Annotated in this window: 25 protein-coding genes; 11 read left to right on the top strand and 14 right to left on the bottom strand. The window is 53.9% G+C overall.

The window, feature by feature from the left end; genetic code table 11:
* Nucleotides 1-6: 6 nt before the first annotated feature.
* Nucleotides 7-903 (top strand): UTP--glucose-1-phosphate uridylyltransferase GalU, encoded by an 897-nt coding sequence (gene galU / locus H142_RS0100215; RefSeq protein WP_017930075.1) that lies wholly within the window; start codon nt 7-9, stop codon nt 901-903.
* A 112-nt stretch (nt 904-1,015) separates the two neighbouring features.
* Here the strand turns inward: galU and H142_RS0100210 are convergent, their stop codons facing one another.
* The 5 genes from H142_RS0100210 to hpf all read right to left on the bottom strand — a co-directional run bounded on the left by H142_RS0100210 (nt 1,016) and on the right by hpf (nt 3,684).
* Nucleotides 1,016-1,651, bottom strand: a complete 636-nt coding sequence (locus H142_RS0100210; protein ID WP_026147661.1) for a phosphoribosylanthranilate isomerase — start codon at nt 1,649-1,651, stop codon at nt 1,016-1,018.
* Nucleotides 1,652-1,775: 124 nt separating this feature from the next.
* A complete protein-coding gene (gene rplT, locus H142_RS0100205; protein WP_017930073.1) occupies nt 1,776-2,150 on the bottom strand; it encodes a 50S ribosomal protein L20 in 375 nt (124 codons plus the stop codon).
* 32 nt (nt 2,151-2,182) lie between these two features.
* Entirely contained in the window at nt 2,183-2,383 is a 201-nt protein-coding gene (gene rpmI / locus H142_RS0100200) for a 50S ribosomal protein L35 (RefSeq protein WP_017930072.1), read from the bottom strand.
* 167 nt (nt 2,384-2,550) lie between these two features.
* Nucleotides 2,551-3,027 (bottom strand): PTS sugar transporter subunit IIA, encoded by a 477-nt coding sequence (locus tag H142_RS0100195; RefSeq protein ID WP_017930071.1) that lies wholly within the window; start codon nt 3,025-3,027, stop codon nt 2,551-2,553.
* 84 nt (nt 3,028-3,111) lie between these two features.
* On the bottom strand, nt 3,112-3,684 hold the full coding sequence (gene hpf, locus H142_RS0100190) for a ribosome hibernation-promoting factor, HPF/YfiA family (protein WP_026147660.1): 573 nt from the start codon (nt 3,682-3,684) through the stop codon (nt 3,112-3,114).
* A 133-nt stretch (nt 3,685-3,817) separates the two neighbouring features.
* Between hpf and H142_RS0100185 the strand changes: the two genes are divergently transcribed.
* Complete coding sequence (locus H142_RS0100185) at nt 3,818-4,594, top strand: hypothetical protein (protein WP_017930069.1); 777 nt, start codon at nt 3,818-3,820, stop codon at nt 4,592-4,594.
* On the opposite strand, the gene rpoN is transcribed toward H142_RS0100185, so the two are convergent.
* The 3 genes from rpoN to H142_RS0100170 all read right to left on the bottom strand — a co-directional run bounded on the left by rpoN (nt 4,591) and on the right by H142_RS0100170 (nt 7,633).
* Nucleotides 4,591-6,105, bottom strand: coding sequence for an RNA polymerase factor sigma-54 (gene rpoN / locus H142_RS0100180; RefSeq protein ID WP_017930068.1), 1,515 nt, complete (start codon nt 6,103-6,105; stop codon nt 4,591-4,593). The genes H142_RS0100185 and rpoN overlap by 4 nt on opposite strands.
* A gap of 138 nt (nt 6,106-6,243) precedes the next feature.
* Nucleotides 6,244-6,714 (bottom strand): hypothetical protein, encoded by a 471-nt coding sequence (locus tag H142_RS0100175; protein WP_017930067.1) that lies wholly within the window; start codon nt 6,712-6,714, stop codon nt 6,244-6,246.
* A gap of 160 nt (nt 6,715-6,874) precedes the next feature.
* Nucleotides 6,875-7,633 carry an alpha/beta fold hydrolase gene (locus H142_RS0100170; protein ID WP_017930066.1) on the bottom strand — a complete coding sequence of 253 codons (759 nt, stop codon included), beginning with the start codon at nt 7,631-7,633 and terminating at the stop codon, nt 6,875-6,877.
* 47 nt (nt 7,634-7,680) lie between these two features.
* On the opposite strand from H142_RS0100170, the gene H142_RS0100165 reads away from it, so the two are divergent.
* Together H142_RS0100165 and infC are read left to right on the top strand one after the other, a co-directional pair.
* A complete protein-coding gene (locus H142_RS0100165; RefSeq protein WP_017930065.1) occupies nt 7,681-8,796 on the top strand; it encodes a glycosyltransferase family 4 protein in 1,116 nt (371 codons plus the stop codon).
* A gap of 104 nt (nt 8,797-8,900) precedes the next feature.
* Entirely contained in the window at nt 8,901-9,437 is a 537-nt protein-coding gene (gene infC / locus H142_RS0100160) for a translation initiation factor IF-3 (RefSeq protein ID WP_026147659.1), read from the top strand.
* A 258-nt stretch (nt 9,438-9,695) separates the two neighbouring features.
* On the opposite strand, the gene H142_RS0100155 is transcribed toward infC, so the two are convergent.
* Entirely contained in the window at nt 9,696-10,289 is a 594-nt protein-coding gene (locus H142_RS0100155; protein WP_017930063.1) for a hypothetical protein, read from the bottom strand.
* A gap of 110 nt (nt 10,290-10,399) precedes the next feature.
* On the opposite strand from H142_RS0100155, the gene H142_RS0100150 reads away from it, so the two are divergent.
* The 5 genes from H142_RS0100150 (at nt 10,400) to creD (ending at nt 16,648) form a co-directional block, all read left to right on the top strand.
* Complete coding sequence (locus H142_RS0100150) at nt 10,400-12,193, top strand: DUF885 domain-containing protein (protein ID WP_017930062.1); 1,794 nt, start codon at nt 10,400-10,402, stop codon at nt 12,191-12,193.
* Between the two features lie 130 nt (nt 12,194-12,323).
* Nucleotides 12,324-12,983, top strand: coding sequence for a head GIN domain-containing protein (locus H142_RS15980; protein WP_017930060.1), 660 nt, complete (start codon nt 12,324-12,326; stop codon nt 12,981-12,983).
* Between the two features lie 97 nt (nt 12,984-13,080).
* On the top strand, nt 13,081-13,830 hold the full coding sequence (locus tag H142_RS13675) for a DUF4197 domain-containing protein (protein ID WP_017930059.1): 750 nt from the start codon (nt 13,081-13,083) through the stop codon (nt 13,828-13,830).
* Nucleotides 13,830-15,149, top strand: coding sequence for a serine hydrolase domain-containing protein (locus H142_RS13670; RefSeq protein ID WP_017930058.1), 1,320 nt, complete (start codon nt 13,830-13,832; stop codon nt 15,147-15,149). Before H142_RS13675 ends, H142_RS13670 begins: the two co-directional genes overlap by 1 nt.
* Before the next feature lie 107 nt (nt 15,150-15,256).
* Complete coding sequence (creD, locus tag H142_RS13665; RefSeq protein WP_169331779.1) at nt 15,257-16,648, top strand: cell envelope integrity protein CreD; 1,392 nt, start codon at nt 15,257-15,259, stop codon at nt 16,646-16,648.
* 1 nt (nt 16,649) lies between these two features.
* Here creD and H142_RS13660 read toward each other — a convergent pair whose 3' ends face one another.
* The 3 genes from H142_RS13660 to H142_RS0100110 are packed head-to-tail and all read right to left on the bottom strand — an operon-like array spanning nt 16,650 to nt 18,912.
* Nucleotides 16,650-17,795, bottom strand: a complete 1,146-nt coding sequence (locus tag H142_RS13660; RefSeq protein ID WP_017930056.1) for an acyltransferase family protein — start codon at nt 17,793-17,795, stop codon at nt 16,650-16,652.
* 48 nt (nt 17,796-17,843) lie between these two features.
* Nucleotides 17,844-18,404, bottom strand: a complete 561-nt coding sequence (locus tag H142_RS0100115; RefSeq protein ID WP_017930055.1) for a demethoxyubiquinone hydroxylase family protein — start codon at nt 18,402-18,404, stop codon at nt 17,844-17,846.
* Nucleotides 18,388-18,912: a disulfide bond formation protein B gene (locus H142_RS0100110; protein WP_083898891.1), complete on the bottom strand. Its 525-nt coding sequence runs from the start codon at nt 18,910-18,912 to the stop codon at nt 18,388-18,390. The genes H142_RS0100115 and H142_RS0100110 overlap by 17 nt, the downstream gene beginning before the upstream one ends.
* Nucleotides 18,913-19,100: 188 nt before the next feature.
* Between H142_RS0100110 and H142_RS15975 the strand changes: the two genes are divergently transcribed.
* Complete coding sequence (locus tag H142_RS15975; RefSeq protein ID WP_017930053.1) at nt 19,101-19,820, top strand: helix-turn-helix domain-containing protein; 720 nt, start codon at nt 19,101-19,103, stop codon at nt 19,818-19,820.
* Nucleotides 19,821-19,922: 102 nt separating this feature from the next.
* Nucleotides 19,923-20,939, top strand: a complete 1,017-nt coding sequence (locus tag H142_RS0100100; RefSeq protein ID WP_017930052.1) for a polyprenyl synthetase family protein — start codon at nt 19,923-19,925, stop codon at nt 20,937-20,939.
* On the opposite strand, the gene H142_RS0100095 is transcribed toward H142_RS0100100, so the two are convergent.
* Nucleotides 20,936-21,964 carry a glycosyltransferase family 4 protein gene (locus H142_RS0100095; RefSeq protein ID WP_017930051.1) on the bottom strand — a complete coding sequence of 343 codons (1,029 nt, stop codon included), beginning with the start codon at nt 21,962-21,964 and terminating at the stop codon, nt 20,936-20,938. The genes H142_RS0100100 and H142_RS0100095 overlap by 4 nt on opposite strands.
* Nucleotides 21,961-22,821 carry a 4-(cytidine 5'-diphospho)-2-C-methyl-D-erythritol kinase gene (locus H142_RS0100090; protein ID WP_083898889.1) on the bottom strand — a complete coding sequence of 287 codons (861 nt, stop codon included), beginning with the start codon at nt 22,819-22,821 and terminating at the stop codon, nt 21,961-21,963. Before H142_RS0100090 ends, H142_RS0100095 begins: the two co-directional genes overlap by 4 nt.
* Nucleotide 22,822: the final 1 nt, after the last annotated feature.

Here is a 22,822-nt window from a genome sequence, read left to right as displayed (position 1 = left end):
GAATATATGATGAGCGCTATCCGTCCCGTCCGCAAAGCCGTTCTGCCCGTTGCCGGCTTCGGCACCCGAGTTCTTCCGGCCACGAAAACCGTACCCAAGGAAATGCTTCCTGTCGTCGATCGTCCGGCTCTACAATATGTGGTGGATGAAGCGCTTGCCGCCGGCATTGAGCATATTGTTTTTGTGACGGGGCGCAATAAAGGCGCGATAGAGGATTATTTCGACATCGCATATGAGCTTGAAGATACGCTGGTCGCCAAAGGCAAAGACGCTATTCTTGCGCAGGTCAAAGCCACGGTTCGCGAAGCCGGAACCATGAGCTTTGTACGCCAGCAAGCCGCCAAAGGTCTTGGACATGCCATATGGTGCGCGCGCGATATTATCGGCGACGAGGCGTTTGCTATCCTGCTGCCCGACGTCCTGATCCAAAGCGAGACGGGCTGCCTCACCCAGATGATGGAGGCTTATAACACCGTTGGCGGTAACATCATCGCAGTTGACGCAGTGCCTGTAGAGCGGGTCAGCTCTTATGGCGTAATAGCCCCTATGTCCGGCAAAGAAGCGCGCGACGGCAAGTTGATCAAGATGTCCGGCATGGTCGAAAAGCCGGCTCAGGCCGATGCTCCGTCCAACCTGAAAATCACAGGCCGTTATATCTTGCAGCCTGAAGTGATGGATGTTTTAAAACATCAGGCCGCAGGCGCGGGCGGGGAAATACAGTTGACCGACGCTATGGCGACACTGATGGAAAGCCAGCCTTTCCACGCTTTCGAATATGAAGGCGAAGATTTTGATTGTGGAACAAAACTCGGCTATTTCGAAGCCGTCTGCGCCTATGCCGCCGAACATCCAGAAATTGGCGGCCCCGCCAAAATGGTTATGCGTGATTTCGGGCACGGTTAAAAAAACAACTTAAAAAGATCTGATAGGCGCCTTTGATTCTAATGAAAACAAATCCTTCAGAAACAAATATTAGATCTGCATAATTCGACGCACTGTTTCAATTCACCCTGAATTAGAGAGACTTCACCGCTTTCATAAACGCCTTTAATTTGATGTTGTCCAATTTAGTATCGGTTCTGACGCGCGAACATATATCCACGCCAAAGGGCCGGACAGCCTTTATCGCGGCTTGCACATTATCAGCCGCTAACCCGCCTGCCAGAAAAACCGGCTTTGGACTCGCTTCAACAAAAGCGCCGCTAATCGTCCAATCATGTGTGTTCCCGGTCCCGCCAAGCGTCGGCGTGGCCAATCCGGGCCTGCCTGAGTCCAGCAGGAACGCGTCGATATAAGGACTGTATTGTTCAATTGAATTGAGGGCGCTGATATTTTCAATGTGAACAACCTGAACAATTTTAACAGGCAGTTTTAACGCATATAGGCGCCGTGATTGCGCGGCGTCTATGGGATAAACAATCTGCACCGTTGTTGGCCGGGTTCTCTCGACATGCGCAGCAATCGCATCCGCCATTATTTCGGATGTAAGCATGAAAGTTGAGACGGATGGAGGAACGTGCTCGCAAATTTCTCGAATTACGTCATCGGATATGGGACCCGGCCCGGACGGCATCTTTGCCACTAACCCCAAAGCATCGGCGCCTACAGATATCGCCATATAGGCCTCTTCGATAGAGGCTATACAGCAAATTTTTGCTGCGGATGCTCATGACGCATATATAGGTGATTGCAGTTGACGTGAAAAGAAATCATCACTCACATAACGAAAAAAGGCCCCCACCCGGGAGCCTTTTAACGTATTTTGTGATCGCGGTTTAAGCGACAGTATGCGGATTGCTGTGATTTTTCTTGGCCGTTTCGACCAGTGATTTAAACGCAGCAGGCTCTGTGATGGCCAGGTCGGCCAGAACTTTGCGGTCAATTGTAATACCGGCTTTATTGAGGCCGTCCATAAAGCGGCCATAGGTCAGGCCGTGCTCGCGAACCGCAGCGTTAATCCGCTGGATCCAAAGCGCGCGGAACTGGCGCTTCTTCAGCTTGCGGCCGATATAAGCATATTGGCCGGCCTTTTCGACAGCCTGATTGGCCATACGGAAGGTGTTTTTACGACGGCCGCGATAACCTTTGGCGGCGTCGATAATTTTTTTGTGGCGGGCGTGTTTGGTAACGCCGCGGGTGACACGTGACATAGTGTACTCCTAAACTGATCGGGGGTTTGGCGTTAGCCATTTGGCAGGAATTTTTTACGAATAACTTTGGCATCGCAATCGGCCAGCACTCTCGTGCCGCGCTTTTTACGAATCTGGTCATTTGAACGTTTAATCATACCATGGCGTTTACCGGCAAAACCGGCTTTGACTTTGCCTTTGGCCGTCAGTTTGAAGCGCTTTTTCGCGCCTGACTTGGTCTTCATTTTTGGCATTTCGGTCTCCTAAATCTGGCCCCTCGATAAAAGGGGCTACCTTTCGAGCAAACGGGCATGCCTATAGCCCGCAATGCTGCGCCCGTATGTTACGGGAACGGGGGTTATAGCGTCGGTAATGTAAAGTGCAAGGGGGCTTTGGGCGGCTTTTACAGCGCGCCGGCGGCTTAAGCGGCGGAGCTTTGAACGCCTTCGGTAAGCATCAGAAAGAGGGCTTCGGCGGTAGGGGCGCGGCGCAGGCGGTTGCGAAACTCTTCGCGCCGCAAAACACGGCTGACCTGCGCGAGCGCGCGCAAATGCTCACTGCCGGCATTTTCCGGAGCCAGGAGCAGCACAGCAATATCAACGGGGCGATCATCCACGGCGTCATATTTGATAGGTTTTTCGAGCGTAGCGAAAACGGCGCATAATTTACACAGATTTTCGATCCGCGCATGGGGGATGGCAACGCCGGAGCCGATTCCCGTCGTGCCGATGCGTTCACGCTCCAGAACCGCGCCGAGCAGGTCGCGGGTTTTGCCGCAACCGGTCAGCGCGGTGTCCCGCGCCGCCACTTTCACAAGCTCCTGCAAGAGCTGTTTCTTGCTGCTGACAGTAAGATTGTGAACGACGGTATCGCGCGTAAAAAGTTTAGCTAATGACATAACAGGCTTTGAAGGTTGATTTTGGCCGCGCTTTAATCGTCCAAAAGCGCGCCGTCAATTATCAAAAACAGGGTAAATTTTGCCCTATCTGTCCGGGTCAATCCATCCGATATTGCCGTCAGAGCGTTTAAAGACGACATTCACGCCGCCATGGCCCGCATTGCGAAAGACCACCGCGCCCATATCAGACAGCCCCAGTTCCAGAGCCGCCATACTGACCGTCATGGTTCTGATATTCGTGGAATTTTCTGCGACAACAATCGGCTCATCCGGAAGGCCGCCATTGTCGTCTTCATCATCCTCTTCACGCCCCACCGGATCTCGCAGCACGTAATAGGCCATAGCTTCGGCCTTGGCGGCAGCGTGATGATCTTTGAGCTTGCGCTTATAACGGCGAAGACGTTTTTCAAGATGATCCAGCGCTTCATCAGCGGCGCTATATGCATCATGTGACACAGCATGCCCCTGCATAGACGTGCCGGAGGGAAGGTTTAAGTCGCAGACGACCTTAAAGCCCGATCCCTCTTTGGATATAGCGACGGTCGCGTCGCCTTCCCGGTGTATATATTTATCCATCATGTCTTCGAGCCGGTCCTTAATCCGGTTACTGATTGCGGGGGAAACGTCGATACCTTTGCTGACAATCTGGACTTGCATAAATATACCTTTCTTATTGTTATAACTTTTAAATAGCATGACAGATAGGCCGTGTCGCCCGACAAAAATTTAATTTAAAATTCCCTTGAAATCTATATTGGGCTAGAATTAGGGATTGCCAAAAAGAGGTATTATGATTTTCGTGCGACGTATATTGAACCTGATTCTGGCCCCGGCTATGTGGATATGTTCTTCGCTGTCCTTCATCGGGATTGGCCGCACCATTCAAGAGCAGTCGGACTATACGGATACTTTGCTGGTGCCGTCGGGCATTGCGTTTTCCATTTGGTTTCCGATCTTTGTCGGCTGCATTTCATATGGCATCATCCAAATGCTTCCTAAGTATCGCGATAAAGAGATTTACCGCGATACAGGCTGGCTGACCGTCGGTGGATTTGGATTTGTCGCCCTATGGGGACTCGTCGCGTCAATCCCTCAGCCGGAAGTCTCCAAATGGCTGACCGCGTTTGTCTTTGTTCCTGCCGTGTTATTTTTGTGCCGCGCCGCGGTAATCTTCACCCGCCGCAAGGCTGAACTCTCGCAGATTGAGGGCTATTTATGCTGGATGCCGGTCAGCGCCATTGCGGGCTGGTGCTCATTGGCAATTTGGCTGAACTGGGCTTCACTGGGCACCTATAGTCCCGTCGGTCTCGGCCTGCCCGCGCTCATTATCGCCCTGCTCTGCCTCGCCGCCGCCTTGGGCTGGGTCGTTTTCAACCTGCGCCTGATGCATGGCAATGCCGCCTATGCCGTTCCGGTAATTTGGGGTCTGGGCTGGCTGGTTGTGGCGCGCCTGCAACCCGAAAGCTCGAGCCTGCCGATCGTGGCAACAGCCGGTATCGGCGCGCTTGTCTTGATGGTGACAACAATTATCCTGCAGCGCCAACGTCCGGCCAGCGAGGTTCTCTAAGACCCGGCCTTGAGCTGACGGCGGCGCTCGACGCTGGACTGTACACCCATTGATTCACGGTATTTGGCGACTGTGCGGCGCGCAATATCTATGCCTTGTGCGCGCAGTAGGTCGACAATCTTATCATCGCTCAGCACATTGGTAACGACCTCTTCACTGATCAAGATTTTGATCTTATGGCGGACGGTCTCCGCGCTGTGCATCGGCGCGCCGCCAATTGCGGGAATCGCGGCGGTGAAGAAATATTTCAGCTCAAATGTGCCGCGCGGCGTCGCCATATATTTATTGCTCGTCACGCGGCTAACGGTGGATTCATGCATTTCAATGGCGTCGGCAATCTGTTTCAAATTAAGTGGCCGCATATGGTCAATACCGTAAGCGAAAAAGCCGTCCTGTTGTTTAACCAGTTCGCTGGCGACTTTGAGTATCGTGCGGGCGCGTTGATCCAGGGATTTGACCAGCCAGCTGGCATTGGCCTGACACTCGCTCATAAAGGTGCGGGTCTGCTCATCCGAGGTCAGCGCGCAGACCTCGGCATAATAGCGTGAATTGACCAAAACGCGCGGCAAAGTATCGGAATTCAGTTCCACCGCCCAGCCGCCATTGGGCTTTTCGCGCACAAATATGTCCGGTTCCACCACGGCAGAGGCCGAACTGCCGTAACGCAGTCCCGGTTTTGGCGACAGCTTTTTAATGCTCTGGATCATCTCATTGAGCGTGTCGCGCGAAACATTGCAGCATTTGGCGAGCTTGCCCAAATCATGTCCCGCAAGCAGGCGCAAATTATCCAGTAGCGCCTCCATGGATGGGCATAATTGTCCGCGCTCTTTGAGTTGCAGCGCCAGACATTCGCGAAGATCGCGCGCCATAACCCCAATGGGATCAAAGGTTTGCATCAGCAACAGCACCTGCTCGACACGGTCAATATCCACGCCAAGGCGCATCGCAATATCAAGCACGCTGGCTTGTAAATAACCATTTTCATCAACGTGATCGATCAGATTGGCGCCGATCAGCCGCTCGGTCATATCCGGCGCCGTCATAGCGAACTGCTCGGTCAGCGCGTCTTGTAGGGTCAGCTCCGCCGCCGTATTCGCCGCGGCGTCATAATCGCCGCTGCTGTTAAAGCTGCCGCCCGCGCTTGAGGATTTGGACCAGTCAACCGTGCCGCCCACATCCGCGGCGGGGGCCGGCGGGTTGGTTTCAGCATAGCTGGCTTCGCTGTCCATAGCATGATCAGGCGCGTCTATCGCATCCGAGGCGGCGGCGTCGGAGGTGGATAATTCCATCTCGGAATAATCGCTATCAGGTGATGTTTGCGCCGCCTCTTCGCCGCGTCGGTTCTCATCGCCTGTACCGCGCTCAAGCAGCGGATTACTTTCCAGCTGTTCTTCGACAAAAGCCGCCAGCTCAATATTGGACAGCTGCAACAGCTTGATAGCCTGCTGCAATTGCGGCGTCATCACCAGAGACTGACTCTGTTTTAATTTTAAGCGTTGGCTTATCGCCATAACTACTACCCTGCCCAAACAGACGACCGTGGCCGCCCCTCTTTGGAAGCGATCCACCGTTAGAATAAGGGGGTTATAGACGAAAAGACTTAAGGATATTTTACGCCTATGCAATTTTCGGGCCGCGGCGATGTCACGCTAAGGACTACTGAAGTCTACCTCACCTTTTTTGACAAGAACAGGCGCGAGTTGAGCCAAAACGCTTTGCATCTGTCGAAAGTCACCACATTTTTTTAATTCGGATGCTATCGCCTGCTCGCCTTCTTCGGTCAGCTTTTTGTAATAATACATTCTTTTTCCGTCTATATATTGGCTCAAATGCCGCGCATCCTCTCCTCTTAGCACCCACATGAATTCGGTGACAGTTTCAGCCTCGGCCCCGATACGCCGAACATCCTTAGCCTTTGCTTTCGAATCTTCATCGGCTTTAGCCCCCAGATATTGAGAAATGCCATAGCTGAGCCCCGCACAATCAAATGAAATTTCTCCAATTTTTTTCGCATTGGCTTCATTAAGGGTTGGCGGAGTCATGGGTAATATTTGGGCCTGCGCACAAACGGGCAAGCCTATAATCAACACACTTCCTATCATTTTCATAAATCTAAACATGGAATTCCCCCTGAATTTAATTTACTAAATTGGTAAATTTTAGCAACCCTTCCTAAAAAACCGGCAATTCAACGTCTCTGCATTGCCGAATTTCGGCTTACATGTCGAACTTAGGCTTTGCAGAGATTGTTAGGCCAGCGAAAGCTGACATGCTCAAGCCTTACCCCGAAACCACCGCCTCGACCTCTTCAGCCGTTGCAATAAGACGGCGTAAATCATCGGGGCGGGACAGGCTGTGATCGCCGCCTTTAATAACGGTATAGGTGATATCGTCGGAGGTGATGAGATCGACGAGCTTGCGGCTATGGGCCGGCGGAACCGGGATATCATCATTTCCCTGCAAAATTCGGACGGGGCCGGAGAAATCAATGGGAGCATCCATCATCTGGTTGGCCCGGCCATCAACAATAAGCTCGCGGGTAATTTCATAAGGTTCACCATAATCACTGGGCTCGAGATACATCCCCTCCTCCATAATTTGCGCTCGAATCGTCTCGCTAAACCGCGCCCACATCAGTTTTTCAGTAAAGTCCGGGGCAGGTGAAATTAAAATAAGCGCTTTGACGCGCTTTGGCCGTGCAAGCGCCGTCCTCAAGGCTGTCCACGCCCCCATAGACGAGCCGAATATAATCTGCGGACCGTCGGTTAACTCATCCAAAACAGAGAGCGTGTCGTCCGTCCAGCGGCTGATTGTGCCTTCGCGGAAGTGGCCTTCGCTCGCCCCGTGACCATAATAATCAAAACGCAGATAAGGTCTATCCGTACGCGCGGCCCAGTCATGAAGCGTTGTCGCCTTGCCGCCTTCCATGTCTGACTTTAATCCCCCGCACCAGATATAGCCCGGCGTGTTCCGGCCTATACTCTGCTTATAAGCCAGTTTTGACCCATCTGCGCTGTACAAATATTTTAAAGCGCTCATAGAATCTCCTTCTAGCGTAATGGACATACACATTGTATGGCGCAGCCATGAAAGTCCTTCAAGTTGTTCCGCAATTGTCTGCCGGCGGCGTCGAGCGCACGACGATTGAGATTGCGCAGGCCCTCACTGCGGCCGGGCATGAGGCCCATGTCGCCAGCGCGGGCGGTCGGCTGGAAGCCGAACTGGCCGAAGCGGGCGGGATATTGCACCTTTTGCCGGTGGATAGTAAAAACCCGTTCACGATATGGCAAAATGCTAGCCGCCTCGGCCAGCTAATCGACGCTCTTGACATTGATATAGTCCATGTGCGCAGCCGCGCTCCGGCTCTGTCCTGCGCGATGGCCGTTAAGACCAGAGACGCGAAATACGTCACGACATATCACGGTATTTACAATGCCACATCAGCACTGAAACGCTGGTATAATGCCTCTATGACGCGCAGCGATGCCATCATCGCTAATTCTCAGTTTACCGCTGATCACATTATCGCCGAGCACGGCACGGATAAGGCCAAGATCACCGTTATTGCGCGCGGCGTGGATATGGCCCGCTTTGATCCGGCGCATATTTCGGCGCAAGAAATCGCCGCGCAGCGGGCGATATGGAACGTGCCGCCCTCTGCGCCTCTCTATCTCCTGCCCGGACGGCTGACAGGCTGGAAGGGACAGAAAATCGCAATCGCGGCTTTGGCGCAAACAGATGATAAAACCAGCGTTCTGGTCTGTCTTGGCGACGCGCAAGGCCGCGACGATTATGTAGGGCAGCTGTGGGATATAGCGTACGATCTGGGCGTTACAGACCGCCTGCGCATTCCCGGGCACAGCGCTGACATGCCGGTGGCTTACAGTTGCGCCGATTACGTTTTGTCCTGCTCGACCGACCCGGAAGCCTTTGGCCGCGTCGCGGCTGAAGCGCAGGCTATGGGAAAATGGGTCATCGCCAGCGACCATGGCGGGGCGCGCGAAACCGTGATTGACGGCGTGACCGGCGCGCGGGTGACGCCGTCCGATGTGGCCGCGCTCGCGACCGCTTTAACTGACGGGGCGTCCAGGGCGTTTTCGCCTAAAACCTCACGCGCGCATATTATGGAAAACTTCTCAGATACCGCAATGCAGGACGCGGTGTTGCAGCTTTACGACACTCTGCTGTCAAAACCGCGTTAAAACGCGTCATTACGGGCTTTGCGGCTTGTATTTTAAGCGATTAGCGTCATATAGCCCTCTATGATACAAACACATTTGTCAGAAGCCACTTTGGAGATTTACATATAGCTAGAAGACCACTTGCCGCCCCGCCCTCCCGCAAGGGACCGCGGATCAATTCCGATATTGAGGCGTCCCGCGTCCTTCTGATTACAGAGGACGGAGAAAAAAAAGGCGAAGTTTCAATTGTCGATGCCCTTAACGCAGCCCGCGCTGCCGGGCTTGATTTGGTTGAAGTGGCGCCTGACCCCAAGCTTCCTGTCGTCAAAATTCTGGATTACGGCAAAGTCCGCTTTGAAAATCAGAAGAAAAAAGCGGCCTCTAAGAAGCGCCAAAAGACCCAAGAGGTCAAAGAAATCAAAATGCGTCCGAATATCGATACGCATGATTATGATGTAAAAGGCCGCGCGATCCGCAAATTCTTGGAGCGCGGCGATAAGGTCAAAGTCACCATCCGCTTCCGCGGTCGCGAAATGGCCCATATGGACAGAGGTGTCGATCTGCTAAACCGCGTCAAAGAAGACTTTGACGAGATTATGAAAGTCGAATTTCAGCCCAAGACCGAAGGCCGCATGATGACCATGGTCATCGCGCCAAAATAAACGTCTTTTAGATTTATTGTGAAAGCTCCGCTCCGGCGGGGCTTTTTTTATGGGTATTTTTAATGACCCACCCCCTCCGATTTTCTCACTCGCGTTCGAAAACCACCTCCCCCGCCGAGGCGGTGGAGGTCGCCTTGACCGTAAAACACGGCATTCATACTAAAAATCGTCGCACATCGGCCGCCACCTCTTTAGAGGGGGAGGTGCAGGAAGCCTTTAGGCTGAAGGCGGAGGGGGTGAGGTTTCTTTCAATTAAGGTTACTCATGTCCCCAGCTTGCATCGGGCGTCGCGATCTCCTCGGACATATCGAACTGAACCTGAAACAGGCGCGTCTTCGGCTCGACCTTATAGGGGCGCGTCATTTCATAGGTCAGGGTCTCTTGGTCATCGTCAAAATAAAACGCCCAGACATTCGTTGTCGATACCTCAAGCCCGTTTTCATTGAACATGTCGATAGAATATTGATCGACCGGAAAATTCTGCCGAAGATCTGTACCCGGATGATCGGTATCGCCGCCATATTGGGTGACCGCGTCTTCGCTGCCGTCTTCATGGCGGTGATCGTGTTTCAGGCGTAGGCCCTCGCCTGTGTCTGTCATCACCCATGTCCGCGAGCGGTTATCATCAACGTTAAAACTGATCTTTACCTCAGTGTCGCTGCACTCGCGAACATGCATGACCATATTCGCGCCGGCCATATCGGCGTCCTGTGTATCGGTGGACACTAATTTACCTGCATAGGCTTTTCCGCAATAGGTTTGAATTTTGTCCATAAAGGCGTCTTGGGGCGCCGGTTTTGCCGAACACGCTGCTAAAATTGCGGCGAAAGCGATGAGGCTAAAAGTTTTCATAAATAAATGACCTATTTGGGCTGTGGAATTATCAGCAATGCCCCGCTTGACCCTTGGCGCGGGGCAAAGACGCCGTTAGGATTACGTTAACACATTTTCATAGGGTTTCCATGTCTCGATTTTTTATCCTCGCCTTTTCGCTTTGTCTCTTCACCCTGCCGGTCGCCGCGCAAGAGGATAAATCCAGCGCGCTGTTGGAGAATTTGATCGAAGACATGCACGCCGCCGACATGGCGGCCGACCCGGTCGCCGCAGGTCTGGAGGGCGATAAGGCCGCGCGCCGCCGCCTGCCCGATGTCAGCCCCGAGGCAAAGCGCAAAATATCGCAGCAGGACGAAGCCTTTCGCGCGCGTTGGGAATCAATTTCTTTGAGCGATTTGCCTGATGACGAAAAACTCAATTACGCGCTGGTCGGTTGGACGCTCTCCCAGAAAGCTCTGTTGGCTCCAATTGATGGCTCACGCATTCCGTTTAACAATGATAGCGGCTTTTATAACGGTCTGACCTATTCTGTACGTAATACCCGGTTTGATACCGAGGCTGACTACCGTGATTATATAGCGCGTCTGCGCGACGTGCCGCGCTATTTTGACCAGCATATCAGCAATATGCGCCGCGGCATGGCCGGCGGCTATACCGCGCCCGCCGCCATTATGCCCGGCGTCGTTAAAGGCGTGCACAATATCACACACATAACAGCTGAAAACCATCCGCTGGCCGCGCCGTTTATGACCGTGAATTCGCGCTTGCCTGAATCGCAGCGCTCCAAGATAAAATCGGACGGACTGGCCGTTATCCGCCGCTCCGTTCTGCCGAGTTATAAAAAACTGCTGGCCTTTATGGAGACCGAATATGTCCCCGCCGCGCGTCCAAAAATCGGCTTGTCGTCGACGCCGGGTGGACGCGCCAATTACGCGCGTCTGGTTAAATATTATACGACTTTGGATATGAAACCTGAGCAGGTTCATAAAATCGGCCAGGCCGAAGTCAAACGCATCCGCAGCGAGATGAATGCGATTATAAGTGAGACGGGATTTGACGGGACATTTGCCGAATTTTTGGTGTTCCTGCGCACGGATCCCCAATTCTACGCGACCTCTCGCGAAGATCTGCTTAAGGAAGCCTCTTATATTGCCAAGCGCATTGACGGCAAAATGCCGGAGTTCTTCGGGACGCTACCGCGGCTGTCCTACGGCGTGATTGCTGTGCCCGCAGAGCTTGAACAGAATTATACAACGGGCCGGTATTTTGGCGGTAATGCCAAGCAGGGCAAAGCGGGTAATTACGTGGTCAACACTTATGACCTCCCCCAACGTCCTCTATATAACCTGCCCGCCCTCACCCTCCACGAAGGCGTGCCCGGCCATCACCACCAGATTTCTCTGGCCGCAGAGCAGGAAGACGTTCCTGAATTTCGTCAGAACCTGTATCCCCATGCTTTCGGTGAAGGCTGGGGCCTTTACGCCGAAAAACTGGGCGTTGAGATGGGCATTTACCGCACGCCTTATGAGCAATTTGGCCGCCTGACCTATGAAATGTGGCGGGCCTGCCGCCTGGTTATGGATACAGGCATGCATTATATGGACTGGACCCGCGACAAAGCGGAAAGCTGCCTGCGCGAAAACAGCGCGCTGGCCGAGCACAATATCAAGACAGAGACGGACCGCTATATTGCATGGCCGGGACAAGCGCTGGCCTACAAAATGGGCGAACTTAAAATTTTAGAGCTGCGCAAGCGCGCCGAAACAGCTCTGGGCGCGGATTTTGATATCCGCCGTTTCCACGACGCTGTTCTGGTTGACGGGGCGGTTCCGCTCAATATTTTAGAGACCCGTATTGATGATTGGATCGTCTTTGAAAGTGACAGACTAACCAACGATGACGCTGAAGACGAAGACGGTTAGCGGCGTTTGGTTTTAAACCCGAATCCCATAAACCACCTGAAAATTATCGTTTATCGATAATTTATATTGACTTTTCTCGATATCGTCTTTATCGATAAACAATAATTTTTGTGAGAGAGAAAGAGTCATCATGACACAATATTATCTTAACGCCGCCGCTATCGCTCTGGCCCTTGGCTTTGCATCTACAGCCGCCGCCCATGACAGCGAAGAGAAGATCACCCAAAGCCACGATTTGTCCGGGTTTTCAAAAATCGATGTCACAGGCGTGTATAAAATTACGCTGACCCAAGGCGACACGTTTGTCGTGACCACATCCGGCGAAGCCGATGAAGTGGAGAGAATGGAAGTCAACGTTAAAGGCGATACTCTTATTCTGGGCCGTAAAGACAAGAAATGGCCGCGTAAAAATGCTGAAAACCATGGTATTGAAACGCTAATCACAATGCCGCAATTGACTTCGCTCGACGTAATTGGCGTAGCCGAGGTTAAGGGCGAAAACCTGACACTGGGCGACGTCGATATGGATATTGCCGGCGTGGCGAGCGTGGAAATCTCCGGCACATGTGACGACATTACAGCCTCCGTCAACGGGGTCGGAGAGCTGGATTTACGGGATCTAGAGTGCAAAACGGGCGATTTATCAGTGAACGGCGCGGGTTCCGTGAGCGCTTATACATCGGAGTCGGTCAAAGCCCGGGTTAACGGCGTCGGCGAGGTCACCGTTTACGGAAAACCCGCCAAGGTCGACAAGCGCAAAGGCTGGCTGGGCAGCGTCACAATCAAATAGGCTTGGGACTCAGTTTGCGGTTTTACAGATCGTAAATACGGCGCTTTGCATGCTCCTTATTAATGATTAAGGTGGGCCCCTAACACAGGAGCCCGTTATGACCGTAACTTTTGACCGCCGCCTTCTTCTCGCCAGCCTGGCCGCATTGCCGCTGAGCGCCTGCGAAACCATTGATCCGGGGGTGATAGACGGCATAATTCGCGGCACAGGTGGCGGCGGATTGGGTATATCGCAAGCCGAAGCGGCGGGCGGCATACGCGCCGCGCTGGAAAAAGGTATTACCACGGCAGTTCAAACCGTCGGCCGCACGGGCGGCTATCTCAATGATGGCCAGATCCGTATCCCCCTGCCCAATAGCCTTCAGGACATTCAGCAAACCCTAGGTCAATTCGGCCTGTCCGGACTGCTGGACGAGATCGAGACACAGCTCAACAGAGGCGCGGAAGCCGCCGCGCCGCTGGCCCGCGATATGTTTGTCGATGTGATTATGGGTCTGTCGATTACCGACGCGATTAATATTGTGCGCGGCGCGGATAATGCAGCCACGCAATATCTTGCCGATAAAACCCTGCCCCGCCTGACAGATTTGTTTACCCCGATTATTGATAATGCGCTGTCCGGAACGGGAGCCTACCGCCTGGTCGATGATCTGACCGCGCAAATTCCCCAAGTGCCGTTTGCGCCGCAACTGGCTGCGGACGCGAAATCCGACCTGACCCGTAAAGGCGTCGAGGGCGGCCTGGACGGCCTGTTTTATTATATCGGAAAGCAGGAAGCGGCAATCCGCGCTAACCCGTTAGAACGCACCAGCGAGATACTGCGCCGCGTCTTCGGAGGATATGTATAGTGAGAGCCCTTTTACTGACCGGTGTTTGCGTTGCAATTTTAGCCGGATGCAGTGAGGCGCCAACGCAAACGGCGCAGGCAGAACCGGCCGCGATTGATATCGCCGAAGCGGTCAACACACAGCCGTTTAACTGCGCCGCAATGGATGAGGCGATGACCTCAACCATCGCCACAGGCCGCGCAAACGGCCTATCAGCGCTCGTCTATGATGACGGACAGGTCGTGTATAAAAAGGCGTTCGGCAAAAGTGATGTTGAACGCGATACGGATATGTCCGGCGACACCGTCGTGCGTATTTATTCCATGACCAAGCCTGTAACCGCCGCGATCATTATGCAAATGGTCGAAGAAGGCAAAATCAGTCTGGATGACCCCGTCAAAAAATGGATTCCGCAAATTGGTCTGATGCAGGTTTATTCAGGGCAGGACGAAAACGGCGCGCCTATTTTTAAACCCCAGGACACAGACATCACGATCGCGCATTTGCTGACCCACACATCGGGTTTGGGGTATGGCCTTTTCGGCGCAGTCAGTCCGCTGGACAAATTATATGCCGATTCCGGTATTCTAAACCCTGATCAAACCAATGCTGAAAAAATGGATATGTTGCCGCAATTGCCGCTTATGGGACAGCCCGGGACAATTTGGTATTATGGCCTCAATTTGGACGTGGCCGGCCGCGTCGCAGAGATGGTGGACGACAAACCGCTGAGCGAAGTCATGCAAAGCCGTTTGTTTACGCCGCTGGGCATGACCGATACCGGATTTGCAGTAGGCCAAGCTAATAAAGCGCGTTTTGCCAGTACATATGCCGTGACTGAGAACGGCCTTGTTTTGTATGAAGGCAGCCAGACCAGCCCGTTCATTGACGGCGCGGCGTGGGAAGGCGGCGGCGGTGGACTCGTCTCTACTCTGGATGATTATTCCAAATTTGCTGAAATGCTCTTAAACGGCGGCAGCCTTGACGGCGTTACAGTTTTGAAACCGCAAACGGTTGATATGATGATGAGCGATCAAACCGCGCCAGGAACGAAATTCTTAATGCCATGGTTTGAGGACGGGGCAATCCGCCAAGGCTTTGGCGGAACGGTTGTCACCGGCTCAACGCCGCAATTGGAAGCCGCCAAAGGCTTTGCCGATGGTCAATATAGCTGGGGCGGCGCCGCGCGCACCCATTTCGTGATTGATCCGGACGCGAATAGCTACGCCATATTATTCATGCAGCAATTCGAAGAGCCAACACCGCCGCTCTTTGCGAAATTTCGCTCTATCGCGCGATCATCAACCGCAGGAGTCGCGGCGCAGCCTTGCACGCCATAGCCCTAAAAAGGTCGCCGCATGGCCTTTATAGGGCCCGCAAGCTGTCATAATTGAGGTTTAGGCAAGACGCATCATTCAATGCCGGGGTCAATATTATGAAAAATGCTATGTCAAAAATTACAACAAGCGGGGGCCGCTCTGTCGGCCTAAAATTACTGGTCGTCTGCGCGCTGGTTTTACTAATGGGCATCCCCGCCCTGTTTATCTCACTCATTGCGTTTGAACGCAGCGACCGTGCTAATGAGGTCACGCGTGAAGTCAGCCAAAATTATGGCGGGGAGCAGACCCTGCTCGGGCCGATATGGGTTGTGCCCTATAGCGAAACGGGCGCGCCGGATGAAGACGGAAAACGCCGCGTGTCTACCGGAGAATATGTTATCTTCGCGGATAGCGGAGAGGTCGACATTCCGGCGCTCAAGACCGAGGAAAAAAAGCTCTCGCTCTATCGCGTGACAACTTTTCAGGCAGAAGCCAATTTCAGGGCCACATTTACGCGGCCCGAAGTCTTGCCGGGCAATGTGACCATGCATTGGGAAGACAGCCGGATTCTGTTGGGCATAAGTGATGTGAGAGGGCTGCGCGATGATGTCTTTCTTACAATGCCGGACTCAGAGAAATTGAAATTTGCGCCGGCACTGGGCGGGGCGCTGTCAAATATGCGCGCGGCCCGCGCCGATATAGAGCCGGCTTACACTCAAAAGTTTCGCGGCGTATCGGAAGTGTCCGGCCTACAATTTATGGAGGTTCCTATTGGCCGGAATTTTGACGGTGAGACTTTAAATGTTGCCGCAACGCTGCCGATCAAAGGCGCGGGCCGGATCGCCATCGTGCCCTTTGCGCAATCGACAAAAAGCCTAATTGCCGCCGATTGGCCGCATCCGAGTTTCAAAGGGCAGTTTCCGCCCGTCGACCGCACAATCACAGATGATGGATTTAGCGCGCAATGGAGCGTGCCGCTGCTCGCGCGCGGCATTCCCGGCGCGGGGCCGGCCCATTCCATTGGACTGGAGCGCCTGACACAAAGCACGATGGAAGTCAGTCTTGTGCAGCTGGTCACGCCTTATCAAAAGGTCAACCGCGCGCTGAAATACGCGATTATGTTTATCGGCTTGGTCTTTTTGGGCTATTTCCTGTTTGAAGTCCTGTTGGGGCAACGGGTTCATCCCGCGCAATATGTGCTTATCGGACTGGCGCAATGTATATTCTACCTGCTGCTGCTCGCCTTTGCTGAACATGTCGGGTTTGCCGCCGCCTTCCTCATTGCCGCAGCGGCCGTTGTTGGCGTGACGTCGGCTTATGCCGGTGCGGTGTTCGGGGCGGGGAAATACGCCCTGCGTGCGGGCGCGATATTTGCCGGAATTTACAGCCTGCTTTTCGTACTGATGCAAATTGAGGATCTGGCGCTATTGATCGGCGCGGTGACCAGCTTTTTGGCCATTGCCGGGACGATGTATCTGACCCGCAATATCAATTGGTATAGCAGCGGCGAAGACAGCTGACTTACCGCTCCGGAGCGGCCTTAATGGGGGCGTCGGTATTAAGCGTGGCGGTTCCGCCGCGTTTGACAATATGCGCGCCAAATCGTTTGCGCAGAACCATAAACGGTTTTTCGACATAATAAAATGATATTGCCGCCATAGCGAAACTGGCCGCAACCGCCACAATACGGCTGGTCCAATTATCGCCGCCCAGACGTATCGCGGCGTCAATCAGCGGCACATGCCACAGATAGAGCGCGTAGCTGACCATGCCCGTCCACGCGAGCGGGCGGTATTCCAAAATCGGAAAAGCAAAGCGCACGGGGCGGTAAAAATATAGATTCAGGAAGAGCACCAACAAAGCGGCGCCCTGCAGAGTGAAGCGCAATGTATAACGAAATGCGTCATCGCGGATCACAAAACTGGACAGGATGACGCCCAGAGACAGCACAATTGGCACGGCGCCAATGAGGCGTCTCAAGCGCTCAGCACTGCCGAGTAAATGTAATGATACGGAAAGCAGACAGCCCCAGGCAATGCTGTCAAGCCGCGTATCAGTCATCATATAGCTATAATCCACCGGATTAAAATCGGTTAGATAATAGAGCACTGTGCGCCACAGAAGCGCACCGCCGATGACGCAGATAAGCGCCCACCAGACGCGCACCCAATTGCCGCGCAGCAGCACTAAGAGCAGCGGAAACATGAGGTAAAAATGCTCCTCAACCGCCAGCGACCATAAATGCGTCCACGGCATAAACGGCAGTTCACCGCCAATACGCACGTTCACCTGGTAAATATTCGTACCGTAAAACACAGCTGCGAGAAATTCGAGCAGCTTTGGCCCGCCCCACCCGATCAGCAAATAAGTCGCCGTTGTGGCAAACACCATAAACAGCAGCGCAGGGTAAAGCCGGACAAATCGCCGGATATAAAAATCTTTGAGCTTTATACGCGCCTTGGCCTCGTGCTCTGCAATCAAAAGCCGCGTAATGAGAAAGCCGGAAATAAAGAAGAAGACCGTAACGCCAAAGCCCCCCGGCACAATATGCTTAAACCCCATATGGGCAATGATAACGATGAGAACGGATATCGCGCGCAGACCGTCCAGCCCGGGGATGAATCCATATTGCGCCGTTGCCGGTAGAGGTGCTTTATCGCTTAACATTCGGCGCAATTAACATAGCGAGGTTAAAGGCGGGTTAGAGCTTGGCCGTTAAATTTTTTCGGTGATTTTAATCGCTGCTCTGCACCCCGCCGTGATTACAGCTGATAAGACCGGATAGCCCGCCGCCTCCTTCGCGCCGCCTTGAACGGCCAGATCGCGGTGGGCCAGCTCGTCTTCGCGAAACTGCGCAAAGGTCGCCGACAGTTCGGGCTCGCTGTCTTTGAGCTCCTCGACCTGCGCGCCATAATGCTGCTCAATGACATTTTCGACCGCTTCCGTGCAGGCATGGGCGGCTTTTTCGCCCATTAAGGCCGTGACGACACCAAGGCCGTAGCCAGCCACATTCCAGATCGGGGTCATGGCGGTAGGGCGCACGCCGCGCGCCACTAACAGATCGTCAAAGGCGTCCAGATGCGCCTGCTCTTCGGCTTCCATGTGGGAGAGCTGCGCGGCGATAGCGCGGGTTTTCTTGCTGAGCCCGAACACGGCCTGCTGGCCTTTATAGATTGCAACCGCGCCATATTCACCGGCATGGTCAACGCGCAGCATTTCGCCTATGCGCGCGGCGCTCACGCCGGGGCGCGGAGGCCGTTTAGCGGCTTTGCTCATAATATTTTCCTTTGATCGCCACACTAAATGATATGAAGGCGGCGACCGCGCTAATCAAGGCATTCCATCCTGCCATAGACAGGCCAAGCATAGACCATGTGACGTCCGAGCACTGCACAATTTCCAGTGGATCATCCAGCGCGTCGAGCAAACTTTTCCCGCCCAAATCCATTTTGTCGGACACAGCACAGGCCGCAGGACCGTCCCACCAACTAAATTCTACCCCGACATGGGCAAAGCCGTAAGCGGTGGAGATGAGAAAAGCCACGCCAATAAGGGCGTTCAGTCCGCGTAGCCAAACCCGGCTCGCCACAAACAGGCTGATAAGCACGGTCAGGCCCGCAACACCCAGTACCGCTCTATGGGCATGGCGTTGCCAATGGCACATAATACAGGGCTCCAGACCGCCAATATATTGAAAGCCATAAGCCCCGGCTAACATAGCGCCGGAGATTAAAAAGCCGATAATGGGCCATATTCGTAATGTGAAAACGCGTTTATACATCATGCCCTATCTTACATCATATAAACAATTTTGCGTGTGACATTTTCATCAGACACGCGAATCTTCATGTTAATACATCATGTTATGAGTTTATTCAGTTGTTTAGCTTTTAAATACAATTAACTTATGTAAAAAGAGATTGTGGATAAGATCAGCGGGGGCTGGACATTTTTATCCTTCTGGGGACATATTTGACCGATACTTGCGAGACATTAGGCTGGGACAGCCATATCGGGCGCGATCTTCGCGACCGCCGCAAAGCTATGGGCGTCTCGCTGGCGTCGGCCTCCAAAGATTTACGGATCGGGCTCGCCTACCTCACCGCGATTGAGCAGCTGGATAAAGACGTGCTTCCCGGCGCGGGGTATGCGGTTGGTTTTGTGCGCAGCTACGCGACCTATCTCGGGCTGGACTGCGTCGAGGCCGTTAGCCGTTATAAAACCGAAAGTGAAATTCCGCGCGATCTTGGAATGCGTACATCACCGCATTTTGTACAGCGCCGCGAAATACGTCTTCCACGCGGCAGCTTTGCCGCCGCTTTGATTACCACGACATTTGCCACTCTGGCCGTCTGGTATGGGACATCCACAACCGCGCAGTCCCCGGCGATGGATATGAATTACACTGCCAACTTGATGGCAACGCCGCAGCCGGCTGCTAAAATCACGCTGGACCCCGGGATAATTACACTTGAAGCCACACGCACAAGCTGGATTGAAATCCTGAGCGCTGACGGCGGAGTCGTGGCGCGCAAAATTCTCGTGCCCGGTGAGAATTTTGAAGTCACCCGCCAAGCCGGTCTTGTCCTCAATGCCCGCGATGGCAGCGCAATTACTGTGCACCGGGCCGGTCAGGCTTCCGGCCCCCTAGCCTCAAAAGGCGATCCGCTCTCCGCCTATCCCCTTCCCTGAGAATTACGCAGTCACAGATGCGCGCTTCTGACGCTTGTCACTGCCCGCCCTTATGCCTAAATTACAGTCTAGCCTAAATGGATAGGCACTGAGGGTTTTATTTTGAGCACATATTCCAAACCGACATTGATCCACAGTCATAGCAGTCCGATTGACCGCCTGCTGGCCCTCGCCGCTGAAGATATGAAGCATGTCGACGCCATCATCGTCGAGCGCATGCAAAGTCCTGTCGGGATGATCCCTGATCTAGCGACCCATCTTGTTGGCGCGGGCGGCAAGCGCTTGCGCCCGCTTCTTACAATCGCGAGTGCGCATTTATGTGATTACCAAGGCGAATCCCATCATAAATTGGCCGCCGCCGTAGAGTTCATCCACAGCGCGACCTTGCTCCATGATGATGTCGTAGATGAGAGCGCCCTGCGCCGCGGCCGCAAAACCGCTAACCGCGTCTGGGGAAATTCTGCCACCATTTTAGTGGGCGATTTCCTCTTTGCCCGCGCGTTTAATCTGATGGTGGAGACGCAATCCCTTGAGGCTTTGGGCATTTTATCAAATGCGTCCTCCGTCATAGCCGAAGGCGAGGTGCAGCAGCTTGCCTCTCTTCGCAATATTGAGATGACCGAATCCGTTTATATGGACGTTATCGGCGCGAAAACCGCAGCGCTGTTTTCTGCCGCCGCAGAAGTTTCCCCCGTTATTGCCAATTGCCCGCTGGCCTACCGTCAGGCCTTACGCCGCTATGGGCAGGAACTGGGCCTGGCCTTCCAACTGGTTGATGACGCTCTGGATTATGGCGGCATGGAAAGCGCTCTGGGCAAGTCCGTGGGTGATGATTTCCGCGAAGGTAAGTTAACCCTGCCTGTTATCCGCGCCTATGCCTGCGGCAGTGAAGATGACCGCGCCTTCTGGCGGCGCGTCATGGCCGATCACGATCAGACCGATGTCGATCTGGAAACCGCCGTTTCGCTTCTGCGGACAACGGGAACACTAAAAAGCACGCTGGACGAAGCCCGCCGCCGCGTTGAAAATGCGAAAAAATCGTTGGCTATTTTCCCGGATAATGAATGGAAAACCGCGCTGAAAGATATAGCCGGTTTTGTTGTCGCGCGCGTCAGCTAGTCTCTAATTTTCAAACGCTGATGCGCCACCGCATAAATGGTGAGCGCCAAACTGACAAAGCCTAGGAAATAAGCGCCCGAGCCAAGCATTTCGGTGATCCCGCCAAATATCACCCCGAAGGCGCAAATAACGGCTAATCCTGTATATATAAGCGCGACGGCGACGTGCCCCCTGCCCGATAAGATAGCGCGCTGATAGATATGGCGGCGGTGCGGCGCCATCAGACGCTCCCCGCGTCTTGCGCGAACCGCCATCGTCAGCAGGCTGTCAGCCAGAAACGGCAACAGCAAAATCGGCCCGACATAGAGAAGCCGCTCTCCATGCGGATGGGCGGGCAGAGACAGACTGGCGACCGCAATCATATAGCCGACGAAAAGCGAGCCTGTATCCCCGCTAAAAATGCGGGCCTTACGCCGTAAATTATAAACCAGAAACCCCATAAGCGGCCCGAACAAAAGCAATCCAAATATGGCGGCGGTGCTGACGCCCGCGAGCAATCCGATCATCACAAGCGCCGCGCTAATGACCAGAGCGGTCAGGCCCATCAGGCCGTTAGAGCCGTCCATAAAGTTGACGACATTGATGACGACAAAGACCCAGAGCGCAGCGCCAAAATGAGCTAAGGCATCGGGAAATGGCCATACAGTGTCCCCCAGCGGCAGCGCCAAGGGCAATCCTGTTATCAGCGGTACAGCGATGCTAAGAAGGCCTATAAAGATGAACTTAATACGTGTCGGTACGCCGAACACATCGTCGAGCAGACCCAGTCCTGCGAGAAATATGCCCAGCCCGAACAGGGCTTTGACCTCCGGCGCGATATCAAAGCGCGGATAGAATAGCGTAAGGGCCGCCATTACCGCAACCGCGCCGATGACAATGCCCATCCCGCCGCCGGTTGGCGTGACCACAGCGTGCGAGCTGCGCGCATTAGGGTGGTCGGAGATCTTGAGCGCGATCATAAATCCGGTCACGGCCAGAGCAGTAAAAAAACCGATCAGGGTAATATGGGTAAACATCTGGCTCATGTCGGATCTCCGAAGCCGCCATACCATATCCACCATGGGGGGTATTTGGCCCGTAACCGGACGGCTATAGTGCGGGCGGCGCTTAGGCCGTCAGTTATCGCGTAACAGGTCGCGCCGCTGCCGGACATGCGCGAATGGCGCACGCCCTCTTGCGTCGATAGCTCCGCTAAAACATGGCTAATTTCAGGCGTAAGCTTACATGCTGCAGGCTGTAAATCATTGCGACCGGACATCGCTGTCTGAATTATATTTTTGTGTTCGTCTTGACCCAAATCTCCGGCAGGGCCAGCATCAAAAGCGTCAAATATGGCGCCTGTTGGAACAGCAATACCGCAGTTCACCAAAACGCCAAACACGCGCCCCCGGCCCGTCATTGGCTCTATCAACTCACCAATTCCGCGCATAAGCGCTGTGCGCGAGCGCAGACAGACGGGAATATCCGCGCCGAGTTTTACCACGTCTTTTATGTCGGATACGGGCTTTTCGGCAAAGCGGGCGACGTGCCGTATGGCCGCCGCGCCGTCTGCGCTGCCCCCGCCTATGCCGGACGAGAGCGGAAGTTTTTTTTCAAGATGAAACGCCAGCATTGGCCCGCCAAGCTGGCGATGCGCGTGACGGGCCGCGCGCAATACGAGATTGTCATCGCCGGATGACAAACCCTCAAAGAACGGACCGGAAACTGTCAGGCTAAACTCATCTGCTGGCATGGCCGTTAAAATATCGGCCGCATCGGCAAATATCACAATTGAACTCAGAGGATGGTAGCCGTCCGCGCGCGCTGCCCCGACATGTAAAGTCAGGTTAATTTTGGCCCGCGCCAGTTCTATTGCGCGATCCGCCATGGCTGCCCCGTTCATG

It is taken from the genome of Robiginitomaculum antarcticum DSM 21748 (genome assembly GCF_000365025.1).
GTDB lineage: Bacteria > Pseudomonadota > Alphaproteobacteria > Caulobacterales > Maricaulaceae > Robiginitomaculum > Robiginitomaculum antarcticum.
Note: the sequence above shows the minus strand (reverse complement) of the source record. Positions and strands in the feature narration are given on the sequence as shown.